Annotated in this window: 21 protein-coding genes; 8 read left to right on the top strand and 13 right to left on the bottom strand. The window is 28.0% G+C overall.

Annotated features, from left to right (window positions below):
* Position 1 precedes the first annotated feature (1 nt).
* Together OXH55_RS11885 and OXH55_RS11880 are read left to right on the top strand one after the other, a co-directional pair.
* The gene (locus tag OXH55_RS11885; protein WP_268050197.1) at positions 2–760 is read left to right on the top strand and encodes an AzlC family ABC transporter permease; all 759 of its coding nucleotides are present in this window, start codon (positions 2–4) and stop codon (positions 758–760) included.
* Between the two features lies 1 nt (position 761).
* A complete protein-coding gene (locus tag OXH55_RS11880; RefSeq protein WP_268050196.1) occupies positions 762–1,061 on the top strand; it encodes an AzlD domain-containing protein in 300 nt (99 codons plus the stop codon).
* 28 nt (positions 1,062–1,089) lie between these two features.
* Here the strand turns inward: OXH55_RS11880 and OXH55_RS11875 are convergent, their stop codons facing one another.
* Positions 1,090–1,533 (bottom strand): 2-thiouracil desulfurase family protein, encoded by a 444-nt coding sequence (locus OXH55_RS11875; RefSeq protein ID WP_268050195.1) that lies wholly within the window; start codon positions 1,531–1,533, stop codon positions 1,090–1,092.
* 251 nt (positions 1,534–1,784) lie between these two features.
* On the opposite strand from OXH55_RS11875, the gene OXH55_RS11870 reads away from it, so the two are divergent.
* Entirely contained in the window at positions 1,785–3,434 is a 1,650-nt protein-coding gene (locus OXH55_RS11870; protein WP_268050194.1) for an outer membrane protein assembly factor BamB family protein, read from the top strand.
* 70 nt (positions 3,435–3,504) lie between these two features.
* Here the strand turns inward: OXH55_RS11870 and splB are convergent, their stop codons facing one another.
* The 3 genes from splB to OXH55_RS11855 all read right to left on the bottom strand — a co-directional run bounded on the left by splB (position 3,505) and on the right by OXH55_RS11855 (position 6,755).
* The gene (splB, locus tag OXH55_RS11865) at positions 3,505–4,515 is read right to left on the bottom strand and encodes a spore photoproduct lyase (RefSeq protein ID WP_268050193.1); all 1,011 of its coding nucleotides are present in this window, start codon (positions 4,513–4,515) and stop codon (positions 3,505–3,507) included.
* A 131-nt stretch (positions 4,516–4,646) separates the two neighbouring features.
* Positions 4,647–5,549, bottom strand: coding sequence for a cation efflux transmembrane domain-containing protein (locus tag OXH55_RS11860; protein WP_268050192.1), 903 nt, complete (start codon positions 5,547–5,549; stop codon positions 4,647–4,649).
* Between the two features lie 66 nt (positions 5,550–5,615).
* The gene (locus OXH55_RS11855; RefSeq protein ID WP_268050191.1) at positions 5,616–6,755 is read right to left on the bottom strand and encodes an Ldh family oxidoreductase; all 1,140 of its coding nucleotides are present in this window, start codon (positions 6,753–6,755) and stop codon (positions 5,616–5,618) included.
* 218 nt (positions 6,756–6,973) lie between these two features.
* On the opposite strand from OXH55_RS11855, the gene OXH55_RS11850 reads away from it, so the two are divergent.
* Both OXH55_RS11850 and OXH55_RS11845 read left to right on the top strand, forming a co-directional pair.
* Positions 6,974–7,789, top strand: a complete 816-nt coding sequence (locus tag OXH55_RS11850; RefSeq protein ID WP_268050190.1) for a MerR family transcriptional regulator — start codon at positions 6,974–6,976, stop codon at positions 7,787–7,789.
* A gap of 243 nt (positions 7,790–8,032) precedes the next feature.
* Positions 8,033–8,797: a GGDEF domain-containing protein gene (locus tag OXH55_RS11845; RefSeq protein ID WP_268050189.1), complete on the top strand. Its 765-nt coding sequence runs from the start codon at positions 8,033–8,035 to the stop codon at positions 8,795–8,797.
* A 110-nt stretch (positions 8,798–8,907) separates the two neighbouring features.
* Here the strand turns inward: OXH55_RS11845 and OXH55_RS11840 are convergent, their stop codons facing one another.
* A complete protein-coding gene (locus OXH55_RS11840; RefSeq protein ID WP_268050188.1) occupies positions 8,908–9,504 on the bottom strand; it encodes a Mur ligase family protein in 597 nt (198 codons plus the stop codon).
* A 186-nt stretch (positions 9,505–9,690) separates the two neighbouring features.
* Between OXH55_RS11840 and OXH55_RS11835 the strand changes: the two genes are divergently transcribed.
* Positions 9,691–10,578, top strand: a complete 888-nt coding sequence (locus tag OXH55_RS11835; protein WP_268050187.1) for an AraC family transcriptional regulator — start codon at positions 9,691–9,693, stop codon at positions 10,576–10,578.
* Positions 10,579–10,639: 61 nt separating this feature from the next.
* On the opposite strand, the gene OXH55_RS11830 is transcribed toward OXH55_RS11835, so the two are convergent.
* From OXH55_RS11830 to OXH55_RS11815, 4 genes are read right to left on the bottom strand one after another with little or no spacing between them, the layout of a single operon-like run.
* The gene (locus tag OXH55_RS11830; protein ID WP_268050186.1) at positions 10,640–11,761 is read right to left on the bottom strand and encodes a threonine synthase; all 1,122 of its coding nucleotides are present in this window, start codon (positions 11,759–11,761) and stop codon (positions 10,640–10,642) included.
* 14 nt (positions 11,762–11,775) lie between these two features.
* Positions 11,776–12,675 carry an acetamidase/formamidase family protein gene (locus tag OXH55_RS11825; protein ID WP_268050185.1) on the bottom strand — a complete coding sequence of 300 codons (900 nt, stop codon included), beginning with the start codon at positions 12,673–12,675 and terminating at the stop codon, positions 11,776–11,778.
* 13 nt (positions 12,676–12,688) lie between these two features.
* On the bottom strand, positions 12,689–13,072 hold the full coding sequence (locus OXH55_RS11820) for a RidA family protein (RefSeq protein ID WP_268050184.1): 384 nt from the start codon (positions 13,070–13,072) through the stop codon (positions 12,689–12,691).
* Positions 13,072–13,713: a helix-turn-helix transcriptional regulator gene (locus OXH55_RS11815; RefSeq protein WP_268050183.1), complete on the bottom strand. Its 642-nt coding sequence runs from the start codon at positions 13,711–13,713 to the stop codon at positions 13,072–13,074. The genes OXH55_RS11820 and OXH55_RS11815 overlap by 1 nt, the downstream gene beginning before the upstream one ends.
* Positions 13,714–13,925: 212 nt before the next feature.
* Between OXH55_RS11815 and OXH55_RS11810 the strand changes: the two genes are divergently transcribed.
* The gene (locus tag OXH55_RS11810; RefSeq protein WP_268050182.1) at positions 13,926–14,348 is read left to right on the top strand and encodes a GNAT family N-acetyltransferase; all 423 of its coding nucleotides are present in this window, start codon (positions 13,926–13,928) and stop codon (positions 14,346–14,348) included.
* Positions 14,349–14,482: 134 nt separating this feature from the next.
* Here the strand turns inward: OXH55_RS11810 and OXH55_RS11805 are convergent, their stop codons facing one another.
* A complete protein-coding gene (locus tag OXH55_RS11805; protein WP_268050181.1) occupies positions 14,483–15,394 on the bottom strand; it encodes a vanadium-dependent haloperoxidase in 912 nt (303 codons plus the stop codon).
* A gap of 189 nt (positions 15,395–15,583) precedes the next feature.
* Complete coding sequence (locus OXH55_RS11800; RefSeq protein ID WP_268050180.1) at positions 15,584–16,027, bottom strand: MarR family winged helix-turn-helix transcriptional regulator; 444 nt, start codon at positions 16,025–16,027, stop codon at positions 15,584–15,586.
* 282 nt (positions 16,028–16,309) lie between these two features.
* Between OXH55_RS11800 and OXH55_RS11795 the strand changes: the two genes are divergently transcribed.
* The gene (locus OXH55_RS11795; RefSeq protein WP_268050179.1) at positions 16,310–16,927 is read left to right on the top strand and encodes a GNAT family N-acetyltransferase; all 618 of its coding nucleotides are present in this window, start codon (positions 16,310–16,312) and stop codon (positions 16,925–16,927) included.
* Between the two features lie 51 nt (positions 16,928–16,978).
* On the opposite strand, the gene OXH55_RS11790 is transcribed toward OXH55_RS11795, so the two are convergent.
* Both OXH55_RS11790 and OXH55_RS11785 read right to left on the bottom strand, forming a co-directional pair.
* Complete coding sequence (locus OXH55_RS11790) at positions 16,979–17,620, bottom strand: lactate utilization protein (protein ID WP_268050178.1); 642 nt, start codon at positions 17,618–17,620, stop codon at positions 16,979–16,981.
* 432 nt (positions 17,621–18,052) lie between these two features.
* Positions 18,053–18,379 carry a hypothetical protein gene (locus OXH55_RS11785; protein ID WP_268050177.1) on the bottom strand — a complete coding sequence of 109 codons (327 nt, stop codon included), beginning with the start codon at positions 18,377–18,379 and terminating at the stop codon, positions 18,053–18,055.
* Between the last annotated feature and the right edge of the window lie 152 nt (positions 18,380–18,531).

Here is an 18,531-nt window from a genome sequence, read left to right as displayed (position 1 = left end):
TATGGTAGAAAAGAATATTGTAGAAGTTGATAAAAATGATTCAAAAACTAACATAAATGATAGAGGGGCTGAATTAATTAAAGGAGTTAAATCAGGTATTTCTATTGCTATTGGTTACATACCTATAGCAATTACCTTTGGGTTAGTAGCTAAATCATCAGGAATTCCTAATATGGTTAGCATACTTATGTCACTGCTTATTTTTGCTGGTGCAAGTCAATTTATTGGGGTGAATTTGATGGCGCATGGAGCTACTGGACTAGAAATAGTAATGACTACATTCATATTAAATTTTAGACATTTTCTTATGTCATCGTCTTTAACACAGAAGATTTATGACAAAACTACAAAGAAACTATTAAGTGTACTAGCTTTTGGAATTACTGATGAGACTTTTGCAGTTGCATCACTGTGCTCAGAAGAAAGAATCAGTCCTTGGTTTATGTTAGGACTGAATTTTATAGCATTTATTTCTTGGAATTTTGGTACTTGGATTGGTATATTCTTAGGAGATGCTATTCCTAGTTCTTTAAAGACAAGTATGAATATTGCACTTTATGCTATGTTTATTGGACTTTTGCTTCCAGCAATTAAGGAGTCAAAACCAGTTTTTGTTGTTACGTTTATTGCTATATTTATTAACTGTTTATTGAAATGGATTCCACTATTTTCTTTTATATCTATGGGATGGAGCATAATCATATCAACAGTAGTTGCAGCAGCTATAGGTGCAGTATTATATCCAAAGGAGGTAGAGTAAAATGACAAGCGCTATAGGCATTGTAGTTTTAATGGCACTAGTAACATATATTCCGAGGGCAGCACCAATGATTTTATTAAATAATAAAAAACTATCTCCTTTTTTAAAAGCTTTTCTTAAATTTATTCCCTTTGCAGCATTAGGAGCGCTTATTTTTCCTCAAGTTTTATATTCAACAGGAAGTATTAAATCTGCCATAGCAGGCTGTTTAGCAGCTTTAGTTTGTGCATTTTTTCGTTTGAATGTAATTATAGTTATATTTGCTGGAATTTTGGGTGTTTTTATGTATGAATTAATTTAATAAATAAGAATGTTGCAAAGCAACATTCTTATAATTCTAACTTGTCTAAATCATTTTCTGTATATACTTCAATTCCATTTTTAGCTAGTAATTCTGCAGTAAAACCATAACCTTCCTTAAAATTGCCTGAAAATGTTCCATCATATATACAACCATAACCACATGAGGGACTTCTAGACTGTAATATTGCTTCTTCAACACCAATAATTCTAGCAATTTCTAAAGTTTTTTCTGCACCTTCAATGAATTCTTTAGTAAAGTCTTGTCCACCTTCGCTCATTATTTTTTTATTGCCACTTTCATCTATAATAATTTCACAACAAGCCCTTGGTGTTGGTAATCCAGATAATTGTTCAGGGCAAATAGGAATAGCCTTTCCTTCTTTTACTAATTCACATATAGTCTTATGTTTACTATTTCCACCATTATATCTACAATTTACTCCAGCTAAACAGGCACTTACTAAATACATATTGTTACATCTCCTTATAGTTTATTAGTATCTCTTTTTCTATTTTTGGTCTTTTTTATTATTGGTATATTATACAATAAAGTTCTTTAATTACTCAAATTTAAAATAAAATAATACAAAATATTAATATTATTTGAAATAGAGACTGAAATTTAAATTGCTATTCCAATACATGTAAAAATATGGTAATATTATAAGATGTAAAATATTTGAATAAATGTAATATTGATACGGGAAGAGAGGGGCGCTTAATGAAGAAAAATGTTTTTAATATTACAGCTTTGGTATTAATAAACATGTTACTGGTTGCAGGATGTACATCAAATAATATGAAAAAAGTGAGTAAAATACCAAATGGTAAAGTGATTAAGAAAAAAGAGGTTAGTTGTGCTGCAAATATAGATAAGACTAATGTGAAAAAAATAGATAACAATCCTATATATGTTAGAAGTTCTAAACTCCAAAACATTGATTATTGTTTATTCTTAGATAATAAAAAGATAAAAGAAGTTAAATCTAATAATTTTAAAATATTTCCTAGAAAGTATTCTGATATAGATGGGATTTTAACTTTTAGAGGCAATAATTTAAGAAATACAGCAGCTTTTGGTACAGCACAAATTGACAAAAAAAATTTAAAAGTTATATGGTCTTTTCAAACTTCATCAGGTACATGGGGAGGAGGGGCTGGTTGGACAGGACAAGCTTCTATTATAAAATGGACGGAAGATACAAAAAAGATTATGAATTTAAAACAAGAGTTTAAAAATAAAAAAGAATTTGTAGAAGTAGTTTATGCATCTTTAGATGGAAATATATACTTTATTGATTTAGAAACAGGAAAGAAAACAAGAAATCCTATAAGTATACATAATCCTATTAAAGGCAGTGTGGCTTTAGATCCAAGAGGATATCCATTACTTTATGTTGGGCAAGGTATACCAGAAAAAGGGGAAATAGGATATAGAATTTTTAGTTTAATAGACGGAAAAGAGTTGTATTTTATTAAGGGAAAAGATTCTCAAGCTTTTAGAAGTTGGGGTGCTTTTGATGGTTCACCTTTAATCAATAGAGAAGATGATACAATGATACTAGGAGGAGAAAATGGACTTTTATACAATATAAAATTAAATACTAAATTTGATAAAGAAAATAAAAAGATAAGTATAAAACCAGAAGTTTTGAAGTATCGCTATAAGATAAAGGGGGACAGTCATCAAGGCATTGAAAATTCTGTAGCTGTATATAAAAATCTTGCATATTTTGCTGATAATGGAGGAGGAATACAATGTGTTAATTTGCAAACTATGAGACCAGTTTGGACTTTTGATGGAAAAGATGATACAGATTCAACGATAACAATAGAGGAAGATGATAATATCCCTTATATATACACTGCAAATGAAGTTGATAAACAAGGTGCAAAAGGAATAACATATCTTAAAAAGATAAATGGTATTACAGGTAAAGAAATATTTGAAAAACAATATCATGCAATGTCGTTATTAGGTGATAAACCTGTAAATGGAGGTGCTCTTGCAACGAATGTAATTGGTAAAGGAGATATTAAAAAGCAGGTTATTTTCACAATTGCTCGATATAAACAATTTAATTCAGGACTTATGGTGGCACTAGACAAAAAAACAGGGGAAGAGATTTGGAAATATGAAATGCCTAATTATGCTTGGTCATCACCAGTAGATATATATGATAGAAATGGAAAAGGATATTTGATTCAAGGGGATTCTACTGGGGATTTATCTTTGATTGAAGGAAAAACAGGAAAGGTGTTAAACTCTATTAATTTAGGAACTAATATTGAAAGTTCACCAGCAGTTTATAATAACATACTTGTTGTAGCAACAAGATGGGGAAAAATTTATGGGGTGAAAATAGAATAAATTTTTACTTAGATTTAAAACTCCTTGCAATTATTTTGCAAGGAGTTTCGGTGTAGAATGTCTATTATACTTATGTAAAATATTCTATTAAAGCGTTTTTAAAGTTTTGATTTATAAGTTGTGAAATATACTCTTTGATTTCTGTACTTTTTTCTTTTGGATAAACATGTTTAAATTTACCATATGGCCCCCATTTTAATTGTCTAGTTTCTTCATTCATATCAAGTTGTGTATTAGGAAATCTTTTAAGGATTAATTCTTTAGCAGTATCTGTAAATCTATGCTGTATAAGTTCAAAAGTAATTTCATCATTATAATCTTCTAGCTGAGATTTTAATGTATCTATTAATTGTTTATATTCACTTTTCCAATTATCATAAATCATAATAGGTGCAATAATAAATCCTATAGGGTATCCTGCACTGGCAATTTTTCTTGCAGCTTCTATTCTTTCTTCAAAGCTAGAGGTATTATGTTCAAATTTACTTATTACATATTTTGTATTAACACTAAATCTAAATTTTGTATGTTTATTGTGATTTATATTTAAAAAAGAATCTACATTATTAAATTTAGTAATAACTCTAAGCCTACCATTTTGGGCATTTCCAAAGAATTCTATACATTTTTTTAGATTCCCTGTTAAATGTTCAAGAGCTACTGGGTCAGTGATGCTTCCACATTCAAAAGTAGTAATGTTAGGTGAATTATTATCTATATGTTCTTGAATAACATTAAGTATATCTTCAATATTTACAAATACTTTCATAAAAGGTTTTTCACCCTGAGTGGTTTGTAAATAGCAATACTCACAGTGACCAGGACATGAACTTGATAGAGCAAATTGATAATCAGCAGATGGTTTGCAGCTTCTCAATTTTTTTTGTGAGTTTGTAGTAATGAAAACTGTTTTTTTAGCTTTAGCATAATTTTCGCTAGGTGACTCACCTTCTATTGATACTTTTCTAGAATTAATTATAGGAACATTTAGTTTTTCTAAATATTCTTTCGCTGTTTTTCCAGCAGTATATTTTAAGCTTGCAGGATTTATATAAGCAACATCTGGTATAAACAAATTCATCTTATTCACCTCAGAGTTAGTATTTTAATATCAGTACAATACATTCAATAGTATTCACAATTTTTTATACTTTTATATGTGAGGTAAATAAAAAAATAGCACTTAAAAATCAAGTGCTATTTTTAAAATTGCTATGCAAAATTAATAAAAGTATGATTCACCTCATATTTTTCTTTCACACTGTCTTTTATTATTTTACATATGTTTTTTATTTTAGTTTTTTCAATATTTTTATTTGTGAAATCTATATCTACAACGACATAGGCAGTTTTTCCTACTTTTTGAACCTTAAGGTTTATAATATTTATTTCATTTGAAAGCTTTTCTTTGAGGAAATTTAGAAGCTCTTCCTTTTCTTCTTTTTCAACACCTTGTCCACCTAAAATTGAAATAGTTTTTGCAAATAATTTAGATGTATCAATAGTAACCATAAGTGCTATAAAAAATACGATTATTGAATCACTTATTGGTACTAAAAATTTTAATGGAGTAAACTTTAAAAGTCCAATAAATATAAAAGATCCTCCTACACCTAACATAAGCATTGAGTTTGCCTTAGCGTTAAATTTCTCTGCTGAAAGAAGTTCAGATTTGCCGTCAGTAAGCGTACAATACTTACCATAATGCATATTTAAGACAACATACATTAATGCTATAAAGATAACATATATCATAAATATTTTTGCATTAACTTGTGCAATATTGCCAGTTGTAAAGTATGTTACTATCTTTAATACACTATCTAATAAAGCCATTAATACTGTAATAATAAGTAAGAAAGATCTGAGAAGTACATAAAGAGGCTCATAACCTGCATATCCAAAAGGATATTTTTCATTTTCTTTTGTTAGAAGTGATGATACTTTAATTGCTATTAATGTAGTAACTGCTGATATAAGGCTAAATATACCGTCAATTAGTATTGCACCAGAATTTGAAATTTGAGAAACTATAATTCCTAAAACACCCATAAATAAAAGTATAATAACAGCTATTTTCAATCCTTTAGCTTCTATCTTTTGTATATCCTTCATAATATCCTCCTTGAAAATTATATTTATTGAAGACCTGCCAATTTGACAGGTCCTGAAATTAAATTATTAATTATTTTCCTTTTCCCATTCTTCTTTTAATACATCATAGTTAAGTTCATATTTTTCAAGGAATCCTTTGAATGCATTTAGGTGATCTTCCATTACATCAACCATTGGACTCTCTTGTCTGTATACCTTCTCTAATCCCCATTCATCAGGAGTGTAGATTTCTTTTACACCAGGTCTTTTCTTACATCCTTTTATAGCGCTTATATATCTGTCTGCTTTTTCTTTTACGTTTGAAATAGGACCAAATTTACTAGGATCGATTACCATAATGTATGAACCACCAACAGGTGTAGGGGAATCAGGTTTAAAGTAATCAGAAGGTTGTGATGGAAGATCAGAAGATACAATTCCCTTAGGATTAATAATTGCTGTCATGAATTCATTCCATATATTTAGTGAGTAAAGTCTAGGATTTGAGAATATCCATGGGGCACTACAGTCACTAACTCTGCCATATCCTTCAATTAGTTTAGAATAAGGTCTTACATCATCTGTGAGTTCTCCTGTTTCAGGGTCTACTAAAAGTTTTGCTTTAAGCTTTCCATCTTTTAATAGTGCTTCTGTAATATCTGCATCATATCCTTCACAAAGCTTCGTACTAGTTACTAAAGGTAATTGTTCTCCAGCAGGACAAACCGCATCAAATGGTGGCACGGACATTACAAAATCCATTCCTCCGAATGGTGCACTAAGAGGAAGTGAGTTGTTTGAAGACATTGCAACCATGTCATGTTCAAGTGCAAGTGATGTATAAGTAAAGAAAGAGCCAGCATCAACATGGTTATATCCAAATGATATTGCCATACCATATTCTTTTGCTTTTTCTATTGCTTTTTCAGTCATTTTTGTAATTGTGTAATATCCAGTAGATCTGTTTCCGTTGTAAACTGACCATGTAGGACCCTCAGATATTAATTCAGGTTCAGTTGTTAAATCACCAATTCCACCTTCAACAGGAATTAATGCAGCTTCCATTACCCCCATACCTTGATAAAGTTTTCCTTGTCTGTCACCCATTGATATTCCTCTTGCGAAAGCTTTTGCATGTTCTTCTGAAGCACCCAGCTTCATCCAGAATTTTTTATAAAGAAACTCAAGAAAATCAGCGTTCATTTTTAATAATTTTGCTCCTGTCATTTTTATTACCTCCACATAAAAATTTTTTATTTGATTGTTTTTTTACTTTACAGTAAAATTAAATTTATTATAGGTTTATAAGTTAATTTTTTAACTTATAAGTCTATGTAAAAGGACCAAGTTTATTAAAGGTTCAACTCGATTCTATATAATACTTTAGAACAATAACGTACGTAATGGTCAATAGTAAATTTTCCTTTTATGAAAGGAGACTAAAGGTGAAAAGAGAGTATTTAATTAGTGAAATAGCAAAAATGTTCAATGTAACTAAAAGAACACTTCAGTACTATGATGAAATAGGTTTACTAAAGCCAGCTTTTATTAAGGAAAATGGATATAGAGTATATGGTGATGATGAGTTAGCTAAGCTCATAGAAATATTAATTCTAAAAAATGTAGGCTTAAATAGTCGTAATATAAAAAGTATATTTGAAAATAAAACACCTGAAAATATAGAAAAGATTTTAAATAATGCAGATAAAAAGCTTGAACAAGAGATGAAAAAAATAATGTTTCTAAAAGAAAATATAAGACTTATAAAAGGAACATTGAGTTCTAAAAATTCAACATACAATGGAATAAAAATAAAGCAGTTAGAGGAAAGAAAAATTATAAAAATAAAACAAAGTGGAGAGAGCTTGAATAATTTATCAGATATGTTGGCTTCTGGTACAGAAATTTTAAAGAAGGTTATTAATAATCAAATTCCATTTGTTGAATTTGGCTTTATATTTGATAAAAATAGTAACATATTACAAGAGTATACTAGATATTCATGTTATTTTTTTACAGTATCTAAAAATTATGAATTTAAAGATAGTACAAATTTAAATAAAGGAAGTTACGCTTGTTTGAGAGTTGAAGGATATTTACAAGAGTTAGATAAAGAGATAAAAAAATTACTTTTATGGATAGAAGAAAATGGATATAAAATAGCAGGAGATATTATCTATTCAGAATCTTTCATATCACTACATTACGATGATCCTAATAAAACAAATGGAGAAATACAGATTCCAATTATTACTACATAATAATAGGTAAGATAAATTAAAAAATAATCGATAATAAATTAGAGGTGAAATTACAATGTATATTATTTCAATATGATTGGAACGGTGAAGTGAATGAAAAATAAGCAAAAGATTTCAAATCTTCTTTTAAAAAATTATTTAATATTATATTTTTTTACTACAATTCTTTTTATTATTACATTTATTTTATTTCTAAATTTGATTGTTGATTATTTCCAGAGTACAAATAAAAAATACTTATATATGAGTCTTTCAATAATATCTTTTTATATTCTTTCATTAATATTAATTGTGTATTTTTATTCAAAGTTTACCGCAAGAACATTTTTAAAACCAATGCAACAACTTATAAATGGAACTAAGAAGATTGCTGATGGAGATTATTCTTCAAGAATAACCATAAACGTTAATAATGAATTTGGAGAACTTAAAGATGCCTTCAATATGATGGCGGAAAAAATAGATAATGAAATAATTAATAGAAATTCAAAGGAGAAAAAACTTGTAAAAAAGGCTACTATAGATGAATTTACAGGTATATATAATAGAAGTGCAGGACTTGAAATATTGGAACATAAGTTTAAAATTGCAAAGAAAAATAATGATATATTAAGTATATGTTTTATAGACTTAAACAATCTTAAATATGTAAATGATAGATTTGGGCATAATACAGGTGATGAGTACATTAAGAAATGTGTTGAAACAATTAAGAAAGAGATTAGGGAAAAAGATATATTTATGAGATTAGGTGGAGATGAATTCTTAATTGTATTTACTAAAACTTCGTATGAAGAAGCTGAAATCGTATGGCAGCGTATTAAAAATAACATAGATAGGTATAATGAAAATAATACTAAAGAATATGAATTAAGTATGAGTCATGGTATAGAAACTCTGCATAACAATAATTTTTATAGTATTAAAAAATTCATAGATAGTGCTGATATTAAAATGTATAAAGAAAAGAAGAAAATAAAAAAATTATATAATAAATTAGCCATCTAAGGGGGAGCATGTTTTTCATCCATTCTACTTATTAGAGGTAAATAAAGAAGGGGATTCTCAAATTTTAATCTTTTAAACTATTGATTTTTGAGAATGCCCTTATTGTTATTTTAAAGTTTTATTTTGATATTGACTAATCCATCAATAATTACGGCTAAGGGAAATCCTAAAATGTAGCAAGTTGCAATGGCAGCTAATATATTATAAACATTAAATTTATCAAAAGTATTAAGTTTTATATTCCTATGAGTACCACAAAAATCTAGGTTAAATGTTACACCACTTGACGAATACTGAATATCTTTTGCGGTAAAATCTGCATGACTATCAATACCATAGGTTACAATATCACAGTTTGCACTTTTTTTTATGTCGTGTAATATTGGATCATCAGCATTAATAATGCACAATCTACACATTTTAAATAATTTGATTTTGTTTTTTTTGTAGATATCTATTGTTTTATGTTTTGCTAAATGTTTTTCAGTTAGATTAGTAAATATTCCTATATCAAAATTATATTTGTCAACTTTATCCTGATCTAAAGCATCAATAATTCCAACTTTACGACCAATATTTTCTAATATATTTAAAATAAACATGGAGATTGATGATTTTTCATTTGCACCAGTAATTCCAATTTTTGTTTCATCTGTTACTTGAATTATATTGTATGGAATTTCAGTAAAAGATTCCTTTAATTTCATATGTTTCCTCCGAAAAAATAGTTTTTAAGTCAAATTTGTATATTAAGTTATATACAATCTACATATCTAGTATATTCATAATTTTTACTATATTCTTTGCTAAAAATGCTTGAAATATTGCAAAAACTGCTTTAGTATAAAATTGGAATAAAGAGAGTTATTTAAATATGCTAGAGAGGGTTTTGCATGAAAAATAATAAAGACGTTTTGAAAACTAAGAGAGGATACCTAAAAAAAGATTTTGAACTTTTTCATCTAAAAGATCAAAAGAATATGCAGTTTGAATTTCATTACCATGATTTTAACAAGATAATTATTTTTATGTCAGGTAAAGTAACATATTTGATTGAAGGTAAGGCTTATAAATTGAAACCCTGGGATATACTTCTGGTAAATAACAATGATATACATAAACCTTTAATAGATTCTAGCGAAACATACGAGCGTATAGTTATTTGGGTAAATTCTAGATTTTTGGAAAAGCATAATAACTTTGATTGCAATTTATTATCTTGTTTTGAATTGGCTTCAAGTCAAAAGTTTAATTTATTACGATTAAATTCTGAATTACCTATAAATTTGAAATACACAATAACGCAGCTTGAAGATGCTTGCAAAAGTAGTGATTTTGGAAGTAGTATACTTAAAAATTCATTGTTTTTACAACTTGTAGTTTATATAAATAGATTATTTTTAGAGAATGAAAAAAACAAAGTACTGAGTGATATTAATTATGATGAAAATATAGGTGCTATTTTAGATTATATAAATAAAAATCTTAGTGAGGATTTATCGATAGATAATCTCTCTTCAAGGTTTTATATGAGCAAATATTATCTTATGCATAAATTTAAAAAACAAACAGGTTATACAATACATAAATATATACTTCAAAAGAGACTTATTATGTCAAATTCGCTAATAAAGAAAGGAAAATCTATAACAGAAGCATGCGCTGAATGTGGATTTGGTGACTATTCTAACTTTGTAAGAGCATTTAAAAAAATGTTTGGATTATCACCAAAAAAACATTATAAAACTTTAATGCAGCTTGAAAAATTATATAATAAATGATGGGAAGTAAAAAACTCTAATATAAATCTATTAGAGTTTTTGTCAATGTAGATATTACAAACTAATCTGCTTTTAATCCGGCTCCGCATAAAGGGATTATTACTTTTCCGTTTAAGCTGACTTTATTTTTTTTATAGTAATTAAAGAAACCTGCAAAGGTTGCAGCTGTAGTTGGTTCTACATAAAATCCTTTTTGTGCTAAGTATTTTCTTGTTTCAACAATTTTATCTTCAGGAGCGGTAATAATTTCTCCGTTTGTATTTTTTATAGCTTCTAATATTTGTTTTCCTCTCTTTGGTTCTGCAATTGCAATTCCCTCAGCTAAAGTACCTGTGTTGACAACAGCCTCTACAGAATGTGTACCTTCTTTAAAAGCTTCATATATGGGAGCACAACCTTGTGCTTGAACGGCAATAATTTTAGGCATTTTGTTGATAAGTCCTAGTTCTAATAATTCTTTAAATCCATAATAACAACCTAAAAGTAGAGTGCCATTTCCTACTGGAATTATTAATACTTCTGGTATTTTTCCATTTAGTTGTTCATAGATTTCATAAGCATAGGTTTTTGTACCTTGGTAGAAAAATGGATTATATACATGGCTGGCATAAAATCCTTCACCATTTTCTACAGCATTTAAGGCGGCTTTGGCAGTATCTTCTCTAGTTCCTTTAACTACATGAACTTTTGCACCGTGAGAAGAAATTTGTTTGATTTTTTTAGGAGAAGTGCTTTCAGGAACATATATGTCACATTCTATACCAGCCCTATTGGCATAAGCAGCTATAGAGGTACCTGCATTACCGCTGCTATCTTGAATAACTTTTTTTATTCCAAGTTCTTTAGCCTTAGAAATTAATACTACAGCTCCTCTATCCTTAAAGGACAAAGTAGGCATTAAATAATCAACTTTTACTAATATATTTGGATTATCTTTTTCTAGAGGAACAATAGGGGTTAAGCCTTCACCCATAGAAATATCTTTCCACAAACTAAAGTTATTATCGAAAGGAAGTGTTTTAAAATATCTAAACAAACTCCACTCATTATTTAATATATCTTCCTTTGAAAATTTAAAATCAAATTTTTCAAGGTTTAACAATCCTCCACAATCACATCTAAAGACTAGTGTTTTAGGGTCAAATTTTTTACCACACTCACTGCATATATATTGAATTGACATAATATCATCTCCCATTAAACCATTTTGTAGTTGTATTTATCTAAAATAGATTTTGGAAATTCCATACGAGCAGTCATTAATGGATCGACAATTTGACAAATTTTCAAATCACCTACTAAAGATAAAAGCATTCCTGCTTCAGCATTATCCATATTTAATTCACTAGTTAAAAGTTTATACATATTAATAGTAGCTTGTTTAGATGCTTCATCTAAAGTTTTTTTAGAAGCAAGAGTCATAATATGTCTGCCTTCAACTACCATTGGTAGTGGTAAATCTTTGTTTTTGATTACATCTACCTTTACTGTTACTTCACCATCTATTTCTAATCCACATATAACTATTTCTCCATCGCCCATTACTGCATGTAAATCACCCATAGATAAAAGTCCACCTTTAGTGCATACAGGTAAATAAACTGTTGAACCTTTAACTATTCTTTTACAGTCTAAGTTTCCACCATGCATATCAGGTACATTTGTTCGAATTTCTCCGCTCTTTGGTGCAACACCAATTACACCAATCATTGGGTTTATAGGTATTTCTATTTTTTCGTTGAAAATAGCTTTATTGTTTTTTATAGGTATTATTTTTAATTTTGGTTCTTCGAAAAATCCACCTAATACCCCGTTATTAGGTACTGTAGCCATTACTCCTTTGTCATTTATTTTAATATCTATAATTTCTATTTTTAATATATCGCCAGTTTCAGCTTCTTCTATATATAATGGGCCAGTAGCAGGATTAGTTAATTCATTTTTTATACTATTAAATGATTGATTTTCACTTTTAATTTGATTATTATAGCAATCATAAGTTTCAAAAATAATTGTTTCTCCTGAATTTATTTTTTCAACTGGCTTATGATTTTTAGACATAGTAAATATAGAATTTTCTCTTTTTATTATTTTCATTTCAATCACCTCGTTAATTTTTCTTTATTGTTGCAATAACATCTATTTCAACTTTAAAACCAAAATGTAATTCTTTTGTAGGAACAATAGCTCTAGTAGGTTTGTGATTTTTAAAAAAATCACTATAAACCTTATTTACTTTATCCCATAAAGAAATGTCAGAAATATAGATGGTTGTTTTTAAAACATGATTTTTGTCACTGTCAGCTTCTTTAAGAATTAATTCTATATTTTTCAAAACTCTTGCTGTTTCTTCTTCAATTGTTCCAAGTTTCTTTTCACCTGTGTTAGGATCGATAGACAATTGACCTGAGATATATACCAAATCATTATGCACGATTGCTTGAGAATAATGACCGGATGGTTTTAAAGCGTTATTTGTTGATATAAATTTCATTAGCGTTCCTCCTCATTTTTTTTTATTTCATCTAAATAACTATATACAGTTACTTTAGAAATGTTTAGTTTTTCAGCTACTTTTTCAATAGCTCCTTTAATTAGAAATATTCCTTTATTGTCCATAAATTTTATTAGCTCTATTTTTTCTTTTCGTTTTAAAGTATCTACATTGGTATTAGTGATTATTTTATCAATTAAATCATCTACTATTTCTATTACGTTATTAAATGGTTCAACTTCTTCTTTCACTTTTTCTTCTTCAACTTTCATAAAGTCATCTAAAAAATTTTTCATGTTTTTCATAGGTTCCAAATCATAATTTACACATAAGGCACCAATTACTTCATTTTTAGAATTTCTAATAAGAGCAGTAGAAGATTTTATTTCTTTACCATCTTCCGTAATAGTTTTATAATTTGCAGCATAATCTCCATCAAAATTTTTAGAGAGTAAAACTTGTTTAACTAAATGGTCAAATGTTTGGCCAACCTTTCTCCCAGTCACATGGTTATTAACAGTATAAACTACAGAATTTTGAGGAACTGATAAATCATGAATAACAACTTCGCAGTTTTTACCAAAAGTTTTAGCCATTAAATTTGCTATAGGAATATATCTTTCTAAATCTTTATTTATCATTAAAGTCACTCCAAACATATAAAAAAATATATAAATACTTGAAGAGTTATAAAAATTCATATAATATTTTAAATATAAAAGCTGTTTTTTATTATAATTATATAATTTTTTATATAAAAATCAATATAAATATATAAAAAATTATATGAAATTGATGAGAACTATAAAGAATTATATAAAATAAAAAGATATAAATTGGGGGTTAAGAAGATATGAAAATAAAATGGTCAAAAGGAAAAGAAGATTTTAAAGATGCAAATATGATTCGTAAAGAAGTGTTTGTAAAGGAACAAAATGTCCCAATAGAAATTGAGATAGATGAGCTTGATGATACAGCACACCACATAGTAATATATGAAAATGATAAACCAGTTACTGTTGGAAGATTATTAGAGAAAAAAAAATATTATGTAATAGGAAGAGTGGCTGTTCTAAAGGAGTATCGAGGAAAGAAATATGGTAAAGTGCTTATGGAAAATATGTTAATGAAAGCAGAGGAATTAGGGGCAAATGAAATTAGATTACATGCTCAATTTTATGCAAAAAATTTTTACGAAAAATTAGGATTTGAAGCTTATGGTAAAATTTTTAATGAAGCTGGAATTGATCATATTTGCATGAAAAAGGATTTATAAAAAATCGAAAAAATATTATTTTAGTAACTAGTGAATAGTTATGATAATTTTGCTGATATAAATAAAATAAGTCTAAAGATAGATGTTATCTATCTTTAGACTTATTTTAACTTTTATAGATAATCAATTAAAAGTTAATCATAATATTTATCATCATCTAAGGTTTTACATTTACAATTATTTTTATTATCAAGAGAACTTGATCTACAATCATCTTCATATTCAAAAGGAATTACCTGTCGTCTGTAAGGTGGTGGATTCAAGTCAGCCTCTTTATCTTCTAAAATAGGATAATCTATAGCATTTTGACTAATTGAGGATTGTTTCTTCAATATATTAACAATAATATTTCCAATATAACGACCAAGTCTTAATCCCTCGTCATTGTCTATTGGAAAGTGTACTCCAGCATATAGTCTAGACACTGCGCATTCTTCAGCTAAGTAGTGAAGCTGTCGTTTTTCACTTTCAAAGAAATAACTTAATACTACTTCAGCACAACCAGCAACAGTGGCATGCCCAGAAGGATATGATGGATGTTCAGGTGTACATAATAGAGGTACTAGTTCTTGATCTAATTGGTTGGGTCTAGCTACTTTCCACAAATATTTGTAGTACCATGCAATTACAAATGCATCATTAATTGCAGAATAAACTGCAGCTAAGATTCTGGCAGCTCTTGGAGCTGAAACTCCATAGGTATCGATAAGTCTATCTATAATAGGAGTCCACTGCTTAGAGGCTGGGCCGGCACCCCAATATCTTGCTATAGCCCTTCTTCTATGATTTAAGCATTGTAAAACTTTTCTTACTCTTTCTAATTGTTCACCTTCGAAATCTATTCCATTGTTGGGAGTACGAATACCTGCATATATAGGTTTACCTTCATCATCTAAGAAGTTTCCATTTTCATCTCTTTTTATAAAAAAAGTAGGCCATGAACCTGCATCAGGTTCTTCAGATAGTGGAACACGTTTAGCACCAGTATAAGAAAGTTTGTCCCAACTCCTAGGGAGGTTTTTTTCACAATTATTATAGTTATTCATTAAATACCACTCCAAAATATAAAATAATATAGTCGATTACAGAATTCTAAAATTATTGGTTTAATATCTCCTAAGTATATAGATTAGTTATAAATTTTTATAATTTTATATTCTGCAATTATTTATTAATAGTAGAAAATAAGAGTATTATCAGTTTATTATATTAAATGTAGTGATATTTGGTGAACCCTATTTTAACTTAGAAACAATTCTATAAAAATCTTCAGCAGCATTATTAAGTGTGATAATATCCGCATTGTCTAACTCTATAAGTTGATTTTTCATATGCATTATAATTTCTTTTTTCTTTTTTTTAACAAAAGATTTTCCAGCCTCAGTTAGAGAAATTTTTATTATTCTTCTATCATTCTCATCATGGTTACGATTGGCTAATCCACTTTTTATTAGTATATCGATAGCTTTACTACAATTAGGTTTTGAAATAAAAGTGTCTTTACTTATTTGTGAAACTGAAAGATCTGTATTATAGAAAAGCATAAATAATATTCTTAAATGAGATAAAGTAATATTTGTATCTTTTAAGAAAACTTCTGGATTCATTAGTTTCCTTTTCATGATTGAATTTATTCCAAACATATTTTTAATCATTCTTTCAAAATCTATGTTGCTCAAAATAATCCTCCTAGCACATCTAAATTTTATTATAACCAAATAATTGTTAAGTAGAAGTTCTATGAAAAGTATAACACAAAATAAGAGAAATATTGAAAGCAAAGAAAAAGCAATTTAATAGTTAATGGGAAGGAGTAAAGGGCAAGAGTAGTAAATTTATTTAACAATTTATTGACAAATAGAATAAGTTGGATTATTATGCTAGTATAATAGTTATGTTAATACAACTATTATACTAATATAACTATTATAATAGTATGTTTATTTTTGGGGGAATAGTATATGGTAAAAGATTTAGAGAATATTTTTCTCTTGACGAAAGCCCATATTAAACCTGCAGTAGAAACACTAACTAAGGCATTTGAAAATGATCCAGTATATTCTTATCTTATTCCAGATGAAGAGGAAAGAAAAAGAATTTTACCTCATCTCTTTCAATTCAGAATGTGCTATGGTATCACATATGGAGAAGCTTATGCAATTTCTCCAGATGTTGAAGGGCTTGCAGTTTGGATTCCACATAAAAATGCTGCTATGACTCCATGGAGAATGCTTAGATGTGGAGGTTTTCCCCTCTTTCTTAAAGCAGGTAAAAGTGTTATGACAAGATTATCTTCATTTGGGGAATATGAGTCGCAGTTACATAAGAAATATGCAAATTTTCCTCATTTATTTTTATCACCTATTGCTGTAGATCCTGTTTTTCAAGGAAGAGGGTTTGCACGAACTCTTTTAAAAGATATGTTTGAACGAGTAGACAGAGAAAAATTACCGTGCTTTTTACAAACCCAAAGTGAGTATAATGTGTCAATCTATGAAAAATACGGATTTAGAGTAGTTGAGCAAGGAAAAATTCCTGGAACTAATTTATCTAATTGGGCTATGATAAGACATAAATAAGAACTCCTCCTTATCTCATTTATTTAAATGGTAGATAAGGAGGAGCTTTTATTAGTAGCCTAATTCTTTTCCAACGATTATAACATTAATTCTTCCTTTTTGACCTTGTTTCCTTATTAAAACATAGTCATTACAAATTCTTTCAGGACTATTACAGTCTACACAATAACCTAGCTTAGCACAAGGAGTTTTCCTATCTAATCTTTTAGCATTTGCTGGTGCAGCACATCTTCTATTTCTTTCAATAGCTTCATCTAAATTTTTTACTATTTTATTGAGTCCTATAACTACTATTACCTTATCAGGTCCATAAATCATAGCAGCTACTCGATTACCAGTTCCATCTACATTATAAAGTTCTCCATCTTCAGTTACGGCATTACTGCTTGTAAAATATGCATCAGCATAAAAACTTTTTCTATAAATTTCTTTAATATCCTCTTTAGTTAAATTAGGCTTATATCTATCTAAGAAATTATATTTACCGCTGCGAAGCATATCAATAACTCCTGTTTCAAAAAGAGACATAGAACCTCCTACTGATACTGTATCACCTTCATTGATAAGTTCACTAATTTTTTCAAGTAGAGAATTCTCATCTTTTACAAAATAAGCTCCCATATTGTTTTTTTCTAAGTTTTCAATTGTTCTTTGAAGTTTTTTTTCAATAACCCATTCTACATTTTTATCCATAAAGCTAACCTCCTTATATAATAAATTCACAAAATTACTTTTGATATAAAATATATTGTTTTATGAAGTTATAAATGTATTTAGTATTAAATTCTAATACTAAATACACTTATATAGAGTTTGTATACAATATAATTATAAATTAATTATATTTATTATGTAAGTATGTAAAATACTTTTGTTATCTTATATAGTATAGAAATCTTAGTAAGACAGATAGTAATATAAAAAAATAAATTAGAGGTTTTTATAATGAAATTTATATTAGTGAAGATAGAAAAATAAAAGGTGGAGAAAATCGAGAGATTAGAGAACCAAGTTCCCCAATATTTAGGCTGTTGAAAAAGCATAAAAGAAAAAAGTACATCCTTTCCCAAAATTAAGAGTTAGTATGGAGAAAGGACGTCTTTAATGATTGAACTGTATTTAAAATTATTTAAGTCCTGTAAGTTTACCCTTAAGAGCTTTTATACGTCCATTTACATAGTTAAGCAGTTCAGCTTCATCATTTTTTATATTAGTTGGAGCTTTAGAAACTATTGTAAGAATATCTAAAGTATTTACTTTTATTGTTTTAGAGATATCATAAGCTAAATATTTATTTTTTACTTTCCAATAGGTAGTATTAAATTCATCTACCTGCTTTTTATTGTAATATCCCTTTTCAATACCAAATTGAAATAAATCTGCTGCTGCTTCTAATTCATCTAAGTCTTCAACTTGTAAAGTTTCATCAATAAGATTTTTAAATGTTTTCATTATAGCACCACTTTCTAGTGTGATAATAATATTTTAAACTTATACTATAGTTTATATACTGGAGTATATTGGAGTTAATCTCAATTTAAATAAAGTATTTTATTGAGATAAATAAACCAGTTTATAAATTAGTTTCACAGGATAAGTCAGAT

It is taken from the genome of Clostridium ganghwense, from assembly GCF_026735165.1.
In the GTDB taxonomy this organism is placed as follows: domain Bacteria; phylum Bacillota; class Clostridia; order Clostridiales; family Clostridiaceae; genus Clostridium_H; species Clostridium_H ganghwense.
Note: the sequence above shows the minus strand (reverse complement) of the source record. Positions and strands in the feature narration are given on the sequence as shown.

What these genes read in the sequence shown, in the direction of transcription:
- OXH55_RS11885 (WP_268050197.1), top strand. Translation starts at nt 2, where the DNA reads ATGGTAGAAAAGAATATTGTAGAAGTTGATAAAAATGATTCAAAAACT.
- OXH55_RS11880 (WP_268050196.1), top strand. Translation starts at nt 762, where the DNA reads ATGACAAGCGCTATAGGCATTGTAGTTTTAATGGCACTAGTAACATAT.
- OXH55_RS11875 (WP_268050195.1), bottom strand. Translation starts at nt 1,533, where the DNA reads ATGTATTTAGTAAGTGCCTGTTTAGCTGGAGTAAATTGTAGATATAAT.
- OXH55_RS11870 (WP_268050194.1), top strand. Translation starts at nt 1,785, where the DNA reads ATGAAGAAAAATGTTTTTAATATTACAGCTTTGGTATTAATAAACATG.
- splB (WP_268050193.1), bottom strand. Translation starts at nt 4,515, where the DNA reads ATGAATTTGTTTATACCAGATGTTGCTTATATAAATCCTGCAAGCTTA.
- OXH55_RS11860 (WP_268050192.1), bottom strand. Translation starts at nt 5,549, where the DNA reads ATGAAGGATATACAAAAGATAGAAGCTAAAGGATTGAAAATAGCTGTT.
- OXH55_RS11855 (WP_268050191.1), bottom strand. Translation starts at nt 6,755, where the DNA reads ATGACAGGAGCAAAATTATTAAAAATGAACGCTGATTTTCTTGAGTTT.
- OXH55_RS11845 (WP_268050189.1), top strand. Translation starts at nt 8,033, where the DNA reads ATGAGTCTTTCAATAATATCTTTTTATATTCTTTCATTAATATTAATT.
- OXH55_RS11840 (WP_268050188.1), bottom strand. Translation starts at nt 9,504, where the DNA reads ATGAAATTAAAGGAATCTTTTACTGAAATTCCATACAATATAATTCAA.
- OXH55_RS11835 (WP_268050187.1), top strand. Translation starts at nt 9,691, where the DNA reads ATGAAAAATAATAAAGACGTTTTGAAAACTAAGAGAGGATACCTAAAA.
- OXH55_RS11830 (WP_268050186.1), bottom strand. Translation starts at nt 11,761, where the DNA reads ATGTCAATTCAATATATATGCAGTGAGTGTGGTAAAAAATTTGACCCT.
- OXH55_RS11825 (WP_268050185.1), bottom strand. Translation starts at nt 12,675, where the DNA reads ATGAAAATAATAAAAAGAGAAAATTCTATATTTACTATGTCTAAAAAT.
- OXH55_RS11820 (WP_268050184.1), bottom strand. Translation starts at nt 13,072, where the DNA reads ATGAAATTTATATCAACAAATAACGCTTTAAAACCATCCGGTCATTAT.
- OXH55_RS11815 (WP_268050183.1), bottom strand. Translation starts at nt 13,713, where the DNA reads ATGATAAATAAAGATTTAGAAAGATATATTCCTATAGCAAATTTAATG.
- OXH55_RS11810 (WP_268050182.1), top strand. Translation starts at nt 13,926, where the DNA reads ATGAAAATAAAATGGTCAAAAGGAAAAGAAGATTTTAAAGATGCAAAT.
- OXH55_RS11805 (WP_268050181.1), bottom strand. Translation starts at nt 15,394, where the DNA reads ATGAATAACTATAATAATTGTGAAAAAAACCTCCCTAGGAGTTGGGAC.
- OXH55_RS11795 (WP_268050179.1), top strand. Translation starts at nt 16,310, where the DNA reads ATGGTAAAAGATTTAGAGAATATTTTTCTCTTGACGAAAGCCCATATT.
- OXH55_RS11790 (WP_268050178.1), bottom strand. Translation starts at nt 17,620, where the DNA reads ATGGATAAAAATGTAGAATGGGTTATTGAAAAAAAACTTCAAAGAACA.
- OXH55_RS11785 (WP_268050177.1), bottom strand. Translation starts at nt 18,379, where the DNA reads ATGAAAACATTTAAAAATCTTATTGATGAAACTTTACAAGTTGAAGAC.